The organism is Hymenobacter sp. B1770, from assembly GCF_049896385.1.
In the GTDB taxonomy this organism is placed as follows: Bacteria; Bacteroidota; Bacteroidia; order Cytophagales; family Hymenobacteraceae; genus Hymenobacter.
This window is the reverse complement of record NZ_JAFCUF010000004.1, coordinates 294847-311486: the sequence shown is the minus strand read 5'-3', so window position 1 is coordinate 311486 and position 16640 is coordinate 294847. Positions and strand designations below refer to the sequence as shown.

The window sequence follows — 16640 nt, the reverse complement described above, 5'->3', positions numbered from 1 at the left end:
AGGTACGGCCCACGGGCCGCGGCCGTGCTCAGATTTGACGCTTGAGGCGCACGGTGGCCGTGTGCAGGTTGCCATCGGCCCGGCGCAGTATCAGGAGCAGGGCCCGGCCGTTCTCAGAGTGCAGCATGCGGTCCAGCTGAGTGAGGCTAAAGGAGCTGGCCGGCAAGAAATTGATGCTCAGCAGTTCGTCGTCTACTTGCAGGCCTGCGGCGGCAGCCGGCGAATTGGGCATGACGCGCAAAATCAGATAGCGCCGAAAATCAGGGCCGAGGGCGAGCAGCTCGATGCCGCACATGTCATGCTCAAACGGGTCCCGAAACTTCGGGTTGGGCCGCAGCAGCAGGCGCTGGTGTGGGTAGTCGACAACCAGGGAAAAGCGTTTCAGCAGTTCATAGCCCACGTTGCCGTTGCGGTGCACTTCGGCCCGGCGATGAACGTCGGCTGCGTTGGGGTAGGAGGTTAGCACGGAGCGCAGGGTGTAGCGGCCCAACTGCAGGTTTGCCACGCGCCCCAGGTAGCCTTGCACCAGCCCCGTGAGGCCCCGGCCCAGGTCGGCAGCCAGGCGCGGGGCGGGCGCCACGAGGCGGGGGTCCGAATCGAGCTCGAGAGAAAGCGCGTGGCTGGCGCCAGTGTCGAGCACCAGCTTCAGGGGCAGTGTCAGCGAATCGGTGAGTTGCACGGTGGCCGTTAGGTATGCTTTGTTTTTTTGCAGCGTAAGCGGCACCGACGACCACCGCCGGCCGTGGGGCGCACGGTAAGTGGCTGGGTTCTCCAGCAGCATCCGGCCCTCGTCGGGTCGGAGGGTAACGACGAAGCTGCGAAACAGCTCGGAGCCCAGAATGCCGTGGATGGGCACTCCAATGTAGCCGGACAGGTTCAGGACGTCTTCGGAAAGCACCAGCCAGGTCATGTGCGGTGCCACCACGCCAGGAAACTGCACCCGCACACTGTCGGTCTGGTAAGCCTGCAAGCCCGTGTCGGCGCCGCCCGCGCCCACTACCCGGAACAGCTGCCCTCGGCGCAGCCCCAGGGAATCGCCGAGCGCCGCTCTCGTGATAATGGAAGTGTTGACGCCGGTATCCAGCAGGAAATTAAACGGGCCAAACCCGTTCAAGGTGCCGGTTACCACCAACAGGTTGCGATGTAACGCAATGGGTACTCGGGCTTTGTTGCGGCCGGCTTGCAGAAAAGTGAACGGGGCTGGGGCATTGGCCGGCTGAGCGTGCACGTCTGCGCCTTCCCAGCCAATGCCTAGGAAAAGCAGCAGAAACACAAAACGCAAGACACCCATAGCCATACACGCCTTACACGACTAGTAAATTAAGCGAATATGACGCGCCTTTACCTAGCGGGGTCGTATTACGTTGGCCGTTCCCAGGGCCCGGCGGGGTCGTAGCGCAAGGCGCCGCGTTCGATATACAGTGGAGCGGCTATATTGTTGTGGTAGAGCTGGCCCGTGCCCAGGCCCTGGGCAAAGCCTTGCACGTCGTATTCGCCCGTGAGCTGGGCCACGGCGTTGAGCCCGATGTTGGATTCGAGGGCTGAGGTCATCCACCAGCTTAGGCCCCGCTCTTCGGCTAGGGCAATCCAATGCCGGGTAGCGGCGTGGCCGCCCAGCAGTGTGGGCTTGAGCACGATGTAGGCCGGACGGACCTCGTCGAGCAGGGCGGCCCGCTCGGCTGGGTCGCTCACGCCAATCAGCTCCTCGTCGAGGGCAATGGGAATGGGGGAGGAGCGACAGAGCGCTGCCAGGGCTGGCCGCTGTCCGGCGGCAAGGGGCTGCTCGATGGAGTGCACATGGAACGCGGCCAGTTGCTCGAGCTTGGCTGGCGCCTCGGCCGGAGAGAAGGCCCCGTTGGCGTCTACCCGTAAAATAAGCTGCTCGGGGCCGGCCACGGCCCGGATTTCGGCCAACAAGGCCAACTCGGTGGCAAAGTCCAGGCTGCCGATTTTGAGCTTTAGGCAGGAGTAGCCAGCGGCCAGCTTTTGCTGAATCTGTTCGCGCATAAAGGGGGCATCGCCCATCCACACCAGGCCGTTGATGGGCACAGCCGCCGTGCCTTGGCTGAAGGCGTTGGGGTAAAGCTGCCGGCGGCCGCCCCGGGCCAGGTCTAGGAGGGTGGTTTCGAGGGCAAACACCAGCGACGGATAGCCCGGACCCACAAATGCCGGAGCATCGGCCACCGGGAAGGTGGCAAAAGCTCCGGCATTGAACCGTTCGCAAAGCTGGGCTATTGCGTTGGGAAAGGCAGGGGTGTAATCGAGGCTGAGTCCTGCTAGTGGCGCGGCTTCACCTATGCCAACGGCCGCGGGGTAGGCGTCGTCGACGAGGTGCAGGTACCAGGCCACGTGTTCTGCCAGGTCCCCGCGCGAGGTACGAGCGGGGAAGTTGAAACGCAGCGCGCGTTGGGTAAAGCGAAGACGGAGCATGCCGCAAAGATGCGCGGTGGCAAGTGCTCCGGCTGGGCCTTACTTAGTGGTGCTGGTGTTGGTCTTGCCACGGCGGCTTACCAAGCCTCCTTTGCGACCGGCGTCGCGGGCCTCTTCGGCCGAGAAACGGTGGCCACGGCCACTGGCGTGCGAAGCCTTGCCGCCTTCGCTGGCAATGCGGCGCTGGGTTTCGGGGCTCATGGCGGCGAAACCACGACGGCTCTTGGTCCCTACGCGGTTAGCAGGTCGGGTGGACGATTTGGCGGCCGCAGCTGCTGAATTGGCGATATTGGAAATTGAAGATGCCATAGTATTTTGGAAAGGAGGTTAAGTGTATTACAAGTTTAAGCTTGACCGGCCGTAATCTTACTATAACCCCCTCATTTAGTTGTGGTTTACAGGTAAAAGGCCCATAAATACCACTTTCTACGGAAGAGCTTCTACGTACTTACTGTAGCGTTCTGCGTGTTTATAATTTCGCCTGCGGAAGATTCGTAGCCGAAGTGCGTTTTCAACCTAATGTAACCTCGGGAGTGCAAGCACTGTTAGGAAGATGGTCACCTTTTCTGCTGTGCTTATGTCTCAACTTCATGCTTCCTCAGTGGCCCCGGCCCTCACACAGTCTTGGCTGAGCCGGTACCAGGCGGTGCGGGCCCAAAGCCAAGCCCTGTGCGCTCCGCTGTTGCCCGAAGACACTGTGGTGCAGCCCATGCTCGACGTGAGCCCTCCCAAATGGCACCTGGCTCACACCACGTGGTTCTGGGAAACCTTCCTGCTGAACGAATACGCCCCCGGCTACCAGGTATTTCACCCCGACTACGCCTATCTGTTCAACTCATACTACAACTCCTTGGGCTCGCGCGTGAACCGTGCCGACCGTGGCACGCTTTCCCGGCCGCCGCTGGCCGATGTGCTGGCTTACCGTGCCCACGTCGACGTGGCCTTGTCGGCCCTGCTGACCGAAGAGGAGGACCTGCCCGACACTTTCTACGAGCTGCTAGAGCTGGGTCTGCAGCACGAGCAGCAGCACCAGGAGCTGCTGGCAACCGACATTAAGTACATCCTCAGCACCAGTCCGCTGGCTCCGGCTTACGCCCATCTCAATGGAAAATCGGCCGCCAGTAAAGAAAACTCAGCTGATTCCATTCCGCCTGCCAGCTTTCTGCAAGTGCCCGGCGGCATTCACCGCATCGGGTTTCAGGAGGAAGGCTTCTGCTTCGACAATGAGCTGGCGGCGCACGAAGCGTTGCTGGCGCCGTTCGAGCTGCAAAACCGATTGGTGACCAATGCCGAGTACCTGGCCTTTCTGGAAGCAGGGGGCTACCGCGACTTTCGCTACTGGATGGGGGAGGGCTGGGACCTGGCCCAGGCCGAAGGCTGGGAAGCGCCGTTGTACTGGGTGCATAAGAAAGGCACCTGGCACCGGTTCACGCACCACGGCCTGCAGCCCGTAGACCCCGCCGCGCCCGTCACGCACATCAGCTTTTACGAGGCCGACGCTTACGCCAACTGGGCCGGCGCCCGCCTGCCCACCGAGGCCGAATGGGAAACCGCCGCCCGCTACTTTGGGGCCACCACCGACGAAGGCACTTGGCTGGAGAGCAACCTCTTGGACCCGCAGCCACTGCCCGTCGATGCCGACCCCACGCAGTGCCATCAGCTGCTCGGCGACTGCTGGGAGTGGACCTACTCGGCCTACCATGCTTACCCGGGCTACCAACGCGCGGTGGGCGCCCTGGGCGAGTACAACGGCAAGTTTATGGTGAACCAGCTGGTGTTGCGCGGCGGCTCCTGTGCCACGCCTGAGAACCACATCCGCCTCAGCTACCGCAACTTTTTCCACGCCGACAAGCGCTGGCAGTTTACCGGCATTCGGCTGGCCCGCTAGCTCTTGATGAGCAGGACAAGATTCTTTTCGGAGTTCTGGCTGCGCCAATCATTCCTCCTAACCAGGCTTTCGGGCCTTTTCCCATGCCTCTGGCCGCTAATATGAATACCAGCCGTTCACTTGTTATGCAGGCTGCTGCCACTGAGTTTGCCCAGCACGTTGCCGAAGGGCTTAAGCGCATGCCCAAAGCTCTGTCGTCTATGTATTTCTACGACGACGCGGGCAGCCGGCTGTTTCAGCAAATCATGGAGCTGCCGGAGTATTACCCCACCCGGGCCGAGTTTTCCATATTTCGGGAACACGGCCCGGCCATTGCCGCTGCGCTGCGTCCGGAGGGCGACGGAGAGTTTGCCCTGGTGGAGCTGGGGGCTGGCGATGGAGCCAAAACCAAGCTGCTGCTGCGCGAATTACTCCAGGTCAGCACGGATTTTACCTATGCACCCGTCGACATCTCAGTCGGCGCCATGACCGGCCTGGTGGAGGCCCTGGGCCGCGAGCTGCCCGCCGTGCGGGTGGTGCCCGTGGTGTCGGACTACGCTACGGCCCTCACGCAGCTGCGCACCCGCCCGGGCAGTAAGGCGGTGCTATTTCTCGGCTCCAATATTGGCAATTTTCATCCGGCCGACCGGCTGGAATTTCTGCGCAAGCTGGCGGCTCCGCTGGCCCCCACCGACCGCCTGTTCATTGGCTTCGACCTGCAGAAGGACCCCCGCCGCATCCGCGCGGCCTACGACGATGCCCAGGGCGTGACGGCTGCTTTCAACCTCAACCTACTCACCCGCCTCAACCGCGAGCTGGGAGCGGATTTTGACCTCAGCCAGTGGCAGCACTACACCGATTACAATCCCCTGAACGGGGCCGTACGCTCGTTTTTGGTGAGCACCTGCGCACAAAAAGTGCACATCGAAGCCCTGGAAGAAACCTTCGACTTTGCGGCTTGGGAAGTCATTCACACCGAAAACTCTTACAAATTTACCCTGCCCCAGATTGAGGCTCTTGCCGCCGAAGTCGGCTTGCGTGTGGTGGCCTCTTTCACCGACGTAGCGGGTGACTTTGCCGATGTGGTATTGGCCCCCCAAGACTAGTAAGGCGATAGCCAACCGCCCAGCCGTGCATCGGGACGACCGAGGAGGTCAGGAAGCGCCTGCATATTTGCAGGTACTAACCGGCTCTTCGCGTAGAGAGCCTTAACGCGCATCATCCATGGCAGCGGTACCCATCAGCCTGGCCTCCGGCTACGGCAATTTTGCAGTTCCACCCGTAGCGCTTGAAGCGGCGGCCCAGGCACTGGCTAACGTGCAGCAACATAAGGCCCCGCTGGCAGTGAGTCCGGCAGCTGGCCTTCCCGAGCTGCGCGAAGCACTTGCCCAGCGCTACCAGCAGCGCGGCGCCACTACCATCACCGCCGAGCAAGTGGTGGTAACAACCGGGGCCAAAACCGGCCTTTTTGCCCTTCTTAGCGAAATGCTCCGGCCCGGCGACGACGTGCTGATGCCAACCCCGAACTGGTTTGGCTTTCAGGAACTGGTACACCGGGCGGGTGGCACCCTTCGCCCCCTGCCGCTGGCCGCTGCCACGAACTACGAGCTTTTGCCCGAAACACTACGAACAGAGCTCAAGCCCAACACCCGGCTGCTGCTGCTCAGCAACCCCAACAATCCCACCGGCCGCGTGTACTCTCGGGCAGAATGGGCGGAACTGCTGGCCGTAACCCAGGATTTCCCCGACCTGTGGGTGCTCAGCGATGAGATTTACGAAGGAATTTCCTTTGGCCCCAAACCCGTGCCCACCCTGCTGGCCCTGCCCGACCCGCACCAGCGGCACGTGGTGGTGAGCGGCTTTTCCAAGTCGCTGGCGTTGGCCGGGTGGGGGGTGGGGCACCTGGTAGCGCCAGTGGCCCTCGCCGAAGCGGTAACGGCCCGAATATTCGCCACTGGGGCGGCGGTGCCCGTGCCGGTGCAGGCGGCGGCCCTGGCCGCCACCCAGCAGGCCGAGGCCATTAGCAGGTTGCTGTGCGAGCAATTGAAATTGACAAGGCAAATCCTGTTGGATGGCTTGTCCAGTCTGCCAGATGCGCCTGCTGTAATTATGCCCGAGGGCACGTACTACGTGTTTGCCGATTTCACCCGCTGGCTCAGCCCTGAGTTGCCCGCTGCCGCTGCGTCAGCGCAGCTGGTGCAGCAGCTGGGGGCCGCCGGGGTGGAGGTAGTGGATGGTGCTACGTGCGGTGCCCCGGGCTTCGTGCGGCTGTCCTATGCAGTGCCAGAGGCCGACCTACGGGAAGCCTTGGTCCGCATGCAGGGTGTACTGGCCCAGCCCGTAGCCTAAGTTAACGGCCTTGGGGAACAAAGCCCGGGCTTGCGGCGTCTGTGGCAGGTGCTTTAGCCGCCACGGCTCCCTTGCTGGGAGTGCCCCGCAAGCCGGCGGGCGTACCTTTGCGGCCGGCTAGGTGGCCGGTTGATTTTGTTTGTTAAGTTGGAAAAACTTCGTCCGCATCTGCGTCCCACGCTGCTGCTCGCTTACCCGGTCATGCTGTCGCAGCTGGGCCACGTACTTGTAAATTTTGTCGATTCGGTGGTGGTCGGCCACATTGGGAAGGTGCCCTTGGCCGCGGTAGGGGTAGGGGTGAGCACCACCAGCGTGCTGCTGGTGCTGGGCATTGGCCTGAGCATGGGCACGGTGCCCCTGGTAGCCGCCGCCGATGGCCGCCGCGACCTTCCCGAACTGGGTCGCCTGCTGGTGGCTTCGGTGTGGATGAGCGCACTGGCCGGACTGGTGCTGGCCGGGCTGGGCCAGCTGCTACCGTCGTTGCTGTACCTGCTGGGGCAGCCCGCCGAAGTGGTGCGGCTGGCCGGCCCCTGGGTGCAGGTCATCAGCTTGTCGCTGTTTCCGCTCATGGTGTTTCAGGGCTTTCGGGAGTTTGCGGCGGGGCTGGGTCTCACACAGCAAGCCATGTGGCTTTCCATACTCGCCAACGGCCTGAACGGTGTGCTCTGCTACGCGTTTGTTTACGGCCGGTGGGGGGCGCCCGAAATGGGTATGATGGGCTCGGCCTGGGCCACGCTCATTGCCCGGGGCATGATGGCGGCATTCATGGCCGCCTATGTGCTGAACGCCAAACGCCTGCGCGAAGAGCGCGCGGCTGTCACCAGCCTGCTGCCTGCCAGTGCCACCATTCGCCGGGCCGCCGACCTGGGTGCGCCTATTGGCGTGCAAATGGCCTTGGAAGTAGGCGCCTTTGGCTTGTCGCTGCTCATGGCTGGTTGGCTGAGTGTGACCACCGAGGCGGCTCACAAAGTGGCCATCGACGTGGCCAGCATGACCTACATGGCGGCTAGCGGCATTGCGGCGGCCGCCACTATCCGGGTGGGCAACCTGCGCGGGTCGGGCAACCTGGGGGCCGCCCGCCAAGCCGGGTTTGCTGCTTATTGGCTCACGTTTGCGTTCATGGGCGTCATGGCAGCGCTGTTGATTATGACACGCCACATAGTGCCGTACGTCTACATCACCGACCCGCAGGTGGTGGCCCAGGCCAGCACCCTGCTGCTGGTGGCGGCGCTGTTTCAGGTTTCCGACGGCCTGCAGGTGGTTGGCCTGGGAGCTTTGCGCGGGCTGGAAGATGTTAAAGTGCCATCTGTGGTGGCTTTGCTGGCTTATTGGGCGGTGGCGTTGCCCCTGGGGTATTTTCTGGGCTTTAAGCTCGGCATGGGGGCACCCGGCGTGTGGACCGGGCTACTCGTGGGCCTCACAATTGTGGCCGTGGTGCTGCTCCTGCGCTTCATGCGCGAGACGGAGCCCGAGTTTGCCGCTACGCTGGCCGCCTCGGCCGAGGAACCCGCGACCGTGTAGGCAGACGTGCAATGATGCGGAACGATTAAATTGCGCGGCCTGGGCAATTTTTGTAGCCTCGGTAATGTTCAATCAGCCCAATCAACCCGTGGGCTGGTGTCCCGTCCTCATATCCCTCTGCTATGTTTTCCTTTCTGACCTCTTTCTTGGTGGTAGCTGCCCTGCTCCAAGGCCCGGCCCCCAAGCCCGCCCAAGCTGCCCCGCCCACGGCGCCAGCGCCAGCCGGCCCTATTCAATGGTCGGCGAATCGGCCGCTCACCGTGGCCGATTTTCAGAGCCGCCCCAAGCCCTACGAGAAGCTGGCTGCCCTCACTACCACCGACATTAAAGCGGGAGCCGCTTGCCGCGATTTCGTGTTCTCGGGCACCGTAAAGGCTACTTTCGACCCCAGCGCTTCTTGGTTTCGGGACCCCAAAAACAACACGGCGCAACTTCTGCGCCACGAGCAGTTGCATTTCGACCTGACCGAGGTCTACGCCCGTTTGCTGCGCCAAAAGATGGTGATTTTTCAGGCCAAGGTTGACTGTGCCAAGCTGCAGCCGGCCTTCAACAACCTCACCAAAGGCATTTATGCCGAGTGGGACCGGGAGCAGAACCGCTACGATGCCGAAACCAACCACGGTCTCAACGCCGTGCGCCAGGACTATTGGGAAAAGCAAACCCAGGTCAGATTGGCGCAGCTCGAGGCTTTTGCGTTGCCCCAGTAGCGCGGCCGTCGGCGCTACCTTCGCCTATGCTTACTCCCTCGCTGACCTGGGCTGAATTCGAACACGTGGACCTGCGCGTGGGCACCATCGTGGAGGCACGGCCTTTTCCCGAAGCTCGGCGCCCTGCCTATCAGCTATTGGTCGATTTTGGCCCCGAAATCGGTCTGAAAAAGTCGAGTGCGCAAATCACCCACCACTACACGCTCGAAACCCTGGTGGGCCGGCAAGTACTTGCCGTGGTGAACTTCCCGCCCAAGCAAATAGGAAAGTTTCGGTCCGAAGTGCTGGTAACTGGCTTTGCCGACGCCGACGGGCACATTGTGCTAGCCAGCGTGGCCAGCCCCGTGCCCAATGGCAGCCGCCTAGTTTAGCGCGCTAGAGGAGTGGGGGCGGGAGTAGCCACCCGCGCTTTTTTGGCGGCGGCCGAATCCAGCTTTTGTTCCCGCAGGCCCAGCGTGTCGATTACTGCTTTGTATATCTCGTCCAAGTCCTTGCCGTGGATGCCGTAGTAGCGGTAGCTGCGCTGAAAAGCAGAGTCCGTAACCTGGGTTCTCCAAAGCAGGTTCTTGTGTTCGGCCAGGAACAGGGCCCGGGCCGAATCGGGCTGAAGTTGGCTGCTTTCCACGCGTGCTTCGAGCACGTGCAGGTCGGCGAGCAGGCGTATCATCTTCTCCCGCGGGATTAAGTCGGCGGGCTGGGGCGCCTCTTCGGGGCGCTGGCAGGCGGGCAAAGCCAGCAGCAGCGGGGTTAGCATCAGCCCCAGACAATGACGCAAGAATGATTTCACAGTCGCAAAGTTAGTCCCAAGCCGTAGCTTCGCCTGCATGAACCCCTCCGTGCCTTCGGCCCTCACCGCCCTGGTGCGCCGCCTGCGCCACCTCGAAATTCGCATCCGCAAGGCGGTGGAGGCCCAGCTGCAGGGCGATTTCCACTCCGTGTTCAAGGGCACGGGCCTGGAAGCCGATGATGTGCGCCTTTACCAGTACGGCGATGAGGTAAGGGCCATCGACTGGGCCGTATCGAGCAAGGGCCACGGCACCTTTGTAAAAACCTACCGAGAGGAGAAAGAGCAGCAGGTGCTGGTGGTGCTCGACGTGAGCGGCTCGCTGGACGTGAGCGACGGCCAGCGCCGCAAGCTGGACGTAGGCCGCGACATTGCCGGCCTGCTGGCCCTCTCGGCCGCCCGGCAGGGCTCGGCGCTGGGCTTGTTTGCTTTTTCCGACCAAAAAGAGATGTATTTGCCCCCTGGCAAAGGCCCCCGCGCGGCGTACGCCCTCATTCAGCGGCTTTTTGCGTTGGAGCCGGTTTCGCGCCGCACGGGCGTAGGCGCGGGCATCAAGCAGGCCCTGGGCCTGCTCAAGCGCCGCACGCTGGTGGTGCTGATATCGGACTTTATCGACGGCAGCTACGAGCGCGAGCTGACCATGCTTGCCCAGCGCCACGACTTGATTGTGGTGCAGCTGCTGGCTCCGCGCGAGCGTGATTTTCCGGCCCTGGGCATCATTCCCCTGCGCGACTCCGAGACCGGGCAGCTGCGTTGGGTTAACACTTCTTCGGCTGGTTTTCGAGCGCAGGTGCAAGCCACCGCCGATGCCCAGGAGGCCCAGCTGGTCAATATTTGCCGCCGTACCCGCACCGGTTTTGTGGCCCTGAGCACCGAAGGCGACTTCGTGCCCCAGTTGGTCAATTTGTTTCGTCACCGCCAGCAATCCGGCCGCCGTGGATAAGCGCAGCACAAGTACCCGCCTGGCCGGCTGCCTGGCCCTGGGCCTGCTCCTGAGTAATAACGCGGCCGCGCAGCCGGGCTTGCCAGCTGCACCACAAGGGCGCTTTTTGAAGCCAACGGCTCTCGTTGGTGAGCCCATAGACTACGAGCTGCGCTACGACCACGCCCCCGACTTGGAGGTTGTGTTTCCGGATTCGCTGGCGGCCTTTGTGCCTTTCGAGTACGCGGGCAAGACGTATTTCCCAACCCGCACCCGCAACGGCCGCAGCCTGGACCGCACCATCTACCACCTGCGCACCTTTCGCCTCGACTCGGTGCAAACACTGGCCTTGCCTGTGGTGGTGCTGCAGGGCCGCGATACGTTGCGGGTAGCTCCGGAGCCCAGCCGGGTGCGCCTGCTGCGCACGGCCCCCCCGCAGCCCGCCAGCACCGCCCTGCCCGAGCTGCAACAAAACCTGGCGCTGGTGCCCGTGGAGCCCGTTTTCAATTACCCGTACTGGCTAGCCGGCAGTATGGGTATGCTGCTGCTGCTGGCGGGGGGTGCTACGTTGTTTCGGCGGCGCCTCACGCGGCGCTACCAGGCGTATAAGCTCCGCAAAAACCATGGGTACTTTCTGGCGCAGTTTGCCCGGCACGTCGAGCGGTTTGACTTGTCGCGGTCGGCTACCAACGTGGAGCGGGCCGTAGCGCTCTGGAAAAACTACCTCGCCGGTCTTGAAAACAGCGAGCTCAGCTCCTTCACCACCCGCGAGATTGTGGCTTACTTTGAAAACGACGTGGACGTGCGTAAGGCCCTCAGCGCTACCGATAAAGTGATTTACGGCAATCTGCAAACCGACGACGCCAAGGAGGTTGACCGCGCCTTTCAGCGCCTGCGCGGGTTTGCCGAGCGCCGGTATGCCTCGGTAACCCAATGAGCGGGTTGCACGGTTGCCAGCAGCTGCCTGGTGCGGCCTTAGCAGTTCATTGCTGCTCATCGAGGTGTGCCCGCTCGCTCACGGCTCACGGCCTGACCCTACCTTCGCGGTTGCTTTGAACGATTTTTTTAACCTTCTGCGCTATTCCACGCTGGCCAGCTATCAGTGGCAGGAGCCCCGATTGCTGCTGCTTATTGTGGCGGTGCCGCTGCTGTTTGTGCTGCGCTGGGTGCTGGCGCGGCGGCGGGCCCAGGTAGTGGTGGCGTTTGGCCCCGGGGCCGCGCCGCGCGATTGGGTTGCGGCCCTGCGCTTCCTGCCCGATGTGGTGCTGGGGCTGGCACTTAGCTTTGCCATTGTGGCCCTGGCGCGCCCCCAGCGCACCGACGAGCGGGTGGAGCAATCCGGCCGCGGCATTGACCTGGTGCTGGCCATCGACGTGTCGGGCTCCATGGAAATCCAGGACTTGCTGCCCAACCGCCTCGAAGCGGCCAAGCGCATTGCCACCGACTTTATCAATTCCCGGGCCGGCGACCGGCTGGCTTTGGTGGCCTTTGCCGGCGAGGCCTACTCGCTGGCCCCCCTCACCACCGACTACGACCTGCTGCGCGAACACCTGGCCAGTCTCCGCTTTGGCATGATGAAGCAGGACGGCACCGCCATTGGCACGGCCTTGGGCGTGGCCACCAACCGGCTGCGCGAGTCCACGGCCCGTTCGCGGGTGTGCATCCTGCTTTCGGACGGCGAAAGCAATGCCGGCAGCCTCGACCCCCAGTTGGCTGCCCGACTGGCCCACGCCTACGGCATCCGCATCTACACCATCGGGCTGGGCCAGGACGGTTTTGTGCCCTACGGCAAGGACGCGCAAGGCCGCCCCCGTTACGTGCAAACCCGACTCGACGAAACCACCATGCGGCAGCTCGCCGTCGCTGCCGATGGGCAGTTTTTCCGGGCTACCGACACGGCTGGTCTAAGCAAGGTTTTCAAGCAGATAAATCAGCTCGAAAAGTCGGAAATTAAGCAGCTGCGCTACCGCAATACCAAGGATTTTTACCTGCCCTACCTCTGGCTGTCCATCGGCCTGTGGCTGCTGTGGCTGGTGCTGAAAAGCTCCTTCATGAGCAATCCGCTGGAAGATTGAAAATCATTTAACAGGTAACAATTATCATTCAACAGACTTGTCCTTAAGGTTTTGATTATGAAGCTAATTGTTGCTCAATGCAACTCTTGAAAGAGATTGTTAAATGATAATTGTTACCTGTTAAATGAATAACATGTCTATCGCCGATAATATCCACCGCATCGAGCAGGAGCTCGCGGGCACAACGGCCCGCTTAGTAGTCGTCACCAAAACGCACCCTGTCGAAAAGTTGGAGGAAGCTTACGCAGCCGGCGCCCGCATTTTTGGCGAAAACCGTCCCCAGGAAATGGCGGCCAAACACCCCCAACTGCCGGCCGACGTGGAGTGGCACCTCATCGGTCAGCTTCAAACCAACAAGGTGAAGTTGCTGGCGCCCTTCGTGCACACCGTGCAAAGCATCGATAGCCTCAAGCTGTTGCGCGAGCTGGACAAACACGCTGCCGCCAACGACCGCCATATCAATGGCCTGCTGCAGTTTCACATCGCCCAGGAAGAAAACAAATCGGGCCTGACGCTGGCAGAAGCCGAAGAAATCCTGGCTTCGGAAGAGTACCAGCAGCTTCGGCACGTGCGCCTGACCGGCGTTATGGGCGTGGCCACCTTCACCTCCGACGAAGCCCAGCTGCGCCAGGAGTTTCGCCAGCTGCGCGGCTATTTCGAGCAGCTGAAGACTGCCTACTTTGCTGAAGAGCCCAGCTTCCGCGAAATTTCCATGGGCATGAGCGGCGATTACGCCCTGGCCGTGGCCGAAGGCAGCACCCTGGTGCGGGTAGGCAGTGCCATCTTCGGCAGCCGCAGCTAGTGGCGCACCAGCAGCTGGAGCCCGCCAACCCAGTGGCGTAACAGGAGAAATTCTCCTATCTTTCCTCCATCCGCTGCTTCTTGCTTATGCCCAATGCCGCTTCCGCTACGTCGCCTCCGCCAGCCATTCGGGCGAATCAGCATATTTATGACGACTATTTCCGGGAGGAATTTACCCAAACGCTGGACGAGAATATCCTGCAGCTGCTAGACCGCGTGTGGTTTCGTTCCGAGCTGGTCGGCTTCGAAAACTACCCCCAACGCAACAACCCCGACCGGCCGCTGATTTTTGCGTCCAACCACTCGGGCATGGCGTTTCCCTGGGACGCTATTGTGGCCCTGTCGCACTTGTGGCGGCACCTCATAAAAGACGGGGTACTGCATGATTTGCCCCGGCCGCTCTCGGCCCCGCTGCTTTCCCAAACCGCCCTCATGAATCCCTATCTGGTGAAGGATTTCTGGAAAAAATGCGGCTGCGTGGATGCCACCACGCTGAATTTTGAAACCATGATGTACTACCAGGACCACAACCTGATGCTGTACCCGGAGGGGGTGCTCGGCATTGGCAAAGGGTTCAACCGCAAGTACCAGCTGCAGCGCTTGGCCACCAGCATGGTGCGCCTGAGTTTGCAGCACGGCACCGACATCATGCCCTTTTACACCATCAACGCCGAATACCTCAACCCCTACGCCTATTCCTGGGACTGGCTGAACAAGTACACCAAGAAAATAGGCATCCCGTTTCTGCCGATTACGGTGCTGCTGCTGCTGGTTCTTATTCAGCCCTGGGCATTCTACCTGGCCCTGCCCGCCAAGCTCACCTTTGTGATGGGCACCCGCATCAGGCCTTCGGAGCTGACCACCAAAAAGCCCGAAGAACATACCCGTGAGGATTACGCCGAGCTGTCGGAACAAATCCGCCAAAAAATGCAGGTCGAGATGGACGCCGCTGTGGCCTCCTACGGCCAAAGCCCCTATCAATGGCGCGAGTTGTGGCAGCGCATCAAAGAAAATTGGCGCTTCTTTCCCTTCTTTTTGCCCTTTGCCTGGCCGGCTGTATTTACTGAATTCGAGCGCCTTTACGTGAAGGAAGGACGTCGCAATTTCCGGATGCAGCTCGACCGCCCCGGTGCCTGGTTGCGTATGCTCTGGCGTAACCCCATTACCCTTGCTTATTTCATTCCCTTGTTGGGCTGGATTCCGCTGGCCATCAAAGGATACCGCGGCAATAAGCTGGGGCAAAAGCCCTAAGCCGCTGTTAAAAAGGAGAAAGAACTTCATGCTGTGCGCCGCATGACGTTCTTTCTCCTTTGCCCTACACGCTCTCCCGTTCTCCAAATCCCACCCGATGCCCTCGTTTCAGCACTTGCTGCTCAAGCAGCTATTAACCGCGGCTGCGTCGCCGTTGGCGCGGCGCAAGCCCAGTGTGGCCGCCATGCGCGCAGCCATGGAGGCCGGCGCGCTATTCCAGTTTATGCCCTGGCACGTGCACCTGGAGAGCCTGAAAGTGGATAATCGGCTGGAGGCTGAGTGGCTGCGGCCCCGCGGTGCCCACCCCACGCGGGTGCTCTTGTACCTGCACGGCGGCGGCTACGTGCTGGGCTCGCTGAACACCCACCGCAGCATGGTGGGCAGCCTGGCCCAGCGCTGCGGCCTCAACGCCCTCACCATCAACTACCGCAAAGCGCCCGACCACCCGTTTCCGGCCGCCCTCGACGACGCCAAGCGTGCTTACCGCTGGCTGCTGCGCCAGGGCCACCGGCCCCACGACATTGTGGTGGCCGGCGACTCGGCCGGTGGTGGCCTGGCGCTGGCCTTGCTGCTGGCCCTGCGCGACGCCGGCGACATGATGCCCGCTGCGGCCGTCGGCCTCTCGCCCTGGACCGACCTCAACCTGCCCATGACGGCTCTGCGCCGCGTGGCTCGCGAAGAAGGCCTTCTGCTCGAAGCTCTGCAAATGCGCACCTGGGGCCCGCTCTATGCCCGCAAGACGCCCCTCGTTCACCCGTTGCTATCGCCCGCCCAGGCCGATTTGCACGGGTTACCTCCGCTGCTCATTCAGGTATCCAGCGCCGAAGTACTCTATGAAGACGTGCTCAAATTCGTTGACAAAGCCCGGGCAGCTGGCAGCAAAGTGACGCTTCAGCCCTTTGAAGGCCTGGTGCACTGGTGGCACCTCTTTTGGCGAGTGGTGCCGGAGGCCCGGCAGGCCCTCGACAAGGTAGCCGGCTTTGTAGAGCAAGTGTGGGACGCTGCCGATGCTGCGCCTGTGGCTTTGCCGGTGGTTGAGCGCCGCCAAACAGTTGAACGCCGCCGGGCAGCCTGATTTTGACCCCGGACAGTAGGTGATACCAAGCTTTTTAGCTGGTGATAGGCTTATCGTAAGGTGCAAGGGGGGAAGTAGAAAAAATATTCCTGATTTTGAAGGAATAAGGCTACTTTTCTAAAAATGCGGCGTACACGTTTCAACTATATTGGATAGTGTTCGTAGGTTTGCAACGGAAATAGTCGGCTTGCATACTAAATTAATGCGGCAAGGGCTTTTACTTCAACTACTTCCCTGCTTTTATTTTCACCCCAATCCTTTCCTTACCATGGAAGATTTATTCAAAAAGTTCGTTAATGCTGGCGTTGGCTACATTGCCCAAGGCAGCAAGTCAGTACAAGCCACCATCGAGAAGTTGGTGAAAGACAATAAGATGACCCAAGAAGAGGGCAAAAAGATTGTTGATGACTTGAAGAAGAGCGGCGAAACCAAGCGGGCAGAACTCGAAAAGCAGTTTCAAGGCCTCACTGAGCGCGTGAAAAGCACCGTTGGCCTGGGCGACACCAAAACGAAAGGCACACAGCGGCCAGCCTCGGCCAAGTCGGGCGCTAGCAAGTCGAGCGCTAAGCCGGCCAGTAGCGCCACCAGCAAAGCCGCCGGTGCTACCAAGAAAGCTGCTGATAAAGTGAGCTCTGCAGCTGACACGACCCAAAAATCGGCCGCTGCTAAAGCTGGCGCTGCCAAAAAGCCCGCTGCCCCCAAGAAGCCTGCCGCAGCACCTTCGCCCGCTGCCGACCAGGAGTAAGCGCTTTGCTTCTTGCCCACATTCAAAAGCCCCGTTTGCGTGAAGTAAGCGGGGCTTTTGTGGGTTGAAGGGGAGCAGGGCTGGGAAGGGGAGGTTCTTTCGGAAATACAAAA

Annotated in this window: 17 protein-coding genes; 13 read left to right on the top strand and 4 right to left on the bottom strand. The window is 61.4% G+C overall.

The window, feature by feature from the left end; genetic code table 11:
* Window positions 1-28: 28 nt before the first annotated feature.
* The 3 genes from ACP7AJ_RS10515 to ACP7AJ_RS10505 all read right to left on the bottom strand — a co-directional run bounded on the left by ACP7AJ_RS10515 (window position 29) and on the right by ACP7AJ_RS10505 (window position 2739).
* Complete coding sequence (locus ACP7AJ_RS10515) at window positions 29-1291, bottom strand: aspartyl protease family protein (protein ID WP_426060151.1); 1263 nt, start codon at window positions 1289-1291, stop codon at window positions 29-31.
* Window positions 1292-1359: 68 nt separating this feature from the next.
* Window positions 1360-2430: an o-succinylbenzoate synthase gene (locus ACP7AJ_RS10510; RefSeq protein ID WP_426060150.1), complete on the bottom strand. Its 1071-nt coding sequence runs from the start codon at window positions 2428-2430 to the stop codon at window positions 1360-1362.
* 39 nt (window positions 2431-2469) lie between these two features.
* A complete protein-coding gene (locus tag ACP7AJ_RS10505; RefSeq protein ID WP_426060149.1) occupies window positions 2470-2739 on the bottom strand; it encodes a KGG domain-containing protein in 270 nt (89 codons plus the stop codon).
* A gap of 268 nt (window positions 2740-3007) precedes the next feature.
* On the opposite strand from ACP7AJ_RS10505, the gene egtB reads away from it, so the two are divergent.
* From egtB to ACP7AJ_RS10475, 6 genes are all read left to right on the top strand, one after another.
* A complete protein-coding gene (gene egtB, locus ACP7AJ_RS10500) occupies window positions 3008-4318 on the top strand; it encodes an ergothioneine biosynthesis protein EgtB (protein WP_426060148.1) in 1311 nt (436 codons plus the stop codon).
* Between the two features lie 125 nt (window positions 4319-4443).
* Window positions 4444-5403 (top strand): L-histidine N(alpha)-methyltransferase, encoded by a 960-nt coding sequence (gene egtD, locus ACP7AJ_RS10495; protein ID WP_426060147.1) that lies wholly within the window; start codon window positions 4444-4446, stop codon window positions 5401-5403.
* Between the two features lie 118 nt (window positions 5404-5521).
* Window positions 5522-6646, top strand: coding sequence for a pyridoxal phosphate-dependent aminotransferase (locus tag ACP7AJ_RS10490; RefSeq protein WP_426060146.1), 1125 nt, complete (start codon window positions 5522-5524; stop codon window positions 6644-6646).
* Between the two features lie 147 nt (window positions 6647-6793).
* Window positions 6794-8167, top strand: coding sequence for an MATE family efflux transporter (locus ACP7AJ_RS10485; RefSeq protein ID WP_426060145.1), 1374 nt, complete (start codon window positions 6794-6796; stop codon window positions 8165-8167).
* 122 nt (window positions 8168-8289) lie between these two features.
* Entirely contained in the window at window positions 8290-8874 is a 585-nt protein-coding gene (locus tag ACP7AJ_RS10480) for a DUF922 domain-containing protein (protein WP_426060144.1), read from the top strand.
* Window positions 8875-8900: 26 nt separating this feature from the next.
* Window positions 8901-9245, top strand: a complete 345-nt coding sequence (locus tag ACP7AJ_RS10475; protein WP_426060143.1) for a tRNA-binding protein — start codon at window positions 8901-8903, stop codon at window positions 9243-9245.
* Here ACP7AJ_RS10475 and ACP7AJ_RS10470 read toward each other — a convergent pair.
* The gene (locus ACP7AJ_RS10470; RefSeq protein WP_426060142.1) at window positions 9242-9661 is read right to left on the bottom strand and encodes a DUF4296 domain-containing protein; all 420 of its coding nucleotides are present in this window, start codon (window positions 9659-9661) and stop codon (window positions 9242-9244) included. The two genes, ACP7AJ_RS10475 and ACP7AJ_RS10470, sit on opposite strands and share 4 nt — an antisense overlap.
* A 37-nt stretch (window positions 9662-9698) precedes the next feature.
* On the opposite strand from ACP7AJ_RS10470, the gene ACP7AJ_RS10465 reads away from it, so the two are divergent.
* The 7 genes from ACP7AJ_RS10465 to ACP7AJ_RS10435 all read left to right on the top strand — a co-directional run bounded on the left by ACP7AJ_RS10465 (window position 9699) and on the right by ACP7AJ_RS10435 (window position 16527).
* Window positions 9699-10601: a DUF58 domain-containing protein gene (locus ACP7AJ_RS10465; protein ID WP_426060141.1), complete on the top strand. Its 903-nt coding sequence runs from the start codon at window positions 9699-9701 to the stop codon at window positions 10599-10601.
* Window positions 10594-11517 carry a hypothetical protein gene (locus ACP7AJ_RS10460; protein WP_426060140.1) on the top strand — a complete coding sequence of 308 codons (924 nt, stop codon included), beginning with the start codon at window positions 10594-10596 and terminating at the stop codon, window positions 11515-11517. Before ACP7AJ_RS10465 ends, ACP7AJ_RS10460 begins: the two co-directional genes overlap by 8 nt.
* Window positions 11518-11632: 115 nt before the next feature.
* The gene (locus ACP7AJ_RS10455) at window positions 11633-12655 is read left to right on the top strand and encodes a vWA domain-containing protein (protein ID WP_426060139.1); all 1023 of its coding nucleotides are present in this window, start codon (window positions 11633-11635) and stop codon (window positions 12653-12655) included.
* A 133-nt stretch (window positions 12656-12788) separates the two neighbouring features.
* Entirely contained in the window at window positions 12789-13457 is a 669-nt protein-coding gene (locus ACP7AJ_RS10450) for a YggS family pyridoxal phosphate-dependent enzyme (RefSeq protein WP_426060289.1), read from the top strand.
* 86 nt (window positions 13458-13543) lie between these two features.
* On the top strand, window positions 13544-14707 hold the full coding sequence (locus ACP7AJ_RS10445) for a hypothetical protein (RefSeq protein WP_426060138.1): 1164 nt from the start codon (window positions 13544-13546) through the stop codon (window positions 14705-14707).
* Between the two features lie 97 nt (window positions 14708-14804).
* The gene (locus tag ACP7AJ_RS10440) at window positions 14805-15782 is read left to right on the top strand and encodes an alpha/beta hydrolase (RefSeq protein WP_426060137.1); all 978 of its coding nucleotides are present in this window, start codon (window positions 14805-14807) and stop codon (window positions 15780-15782) included.
* A 268-nt stretch (window positions 15783-16050) separates the two neighbouring features.
* Complete coding sequence (locus ACP7AJ_RS10435; protein WP_426060136.1) at window positions 16051-16527, top strand: phasin family protein; 477 nt, start codon at window positions 16051-16053, stop codon at window positions 16525-16527.
* The last annotated feature ends 113 nt before the right edge of the window (window positions 16528-16640 follow it).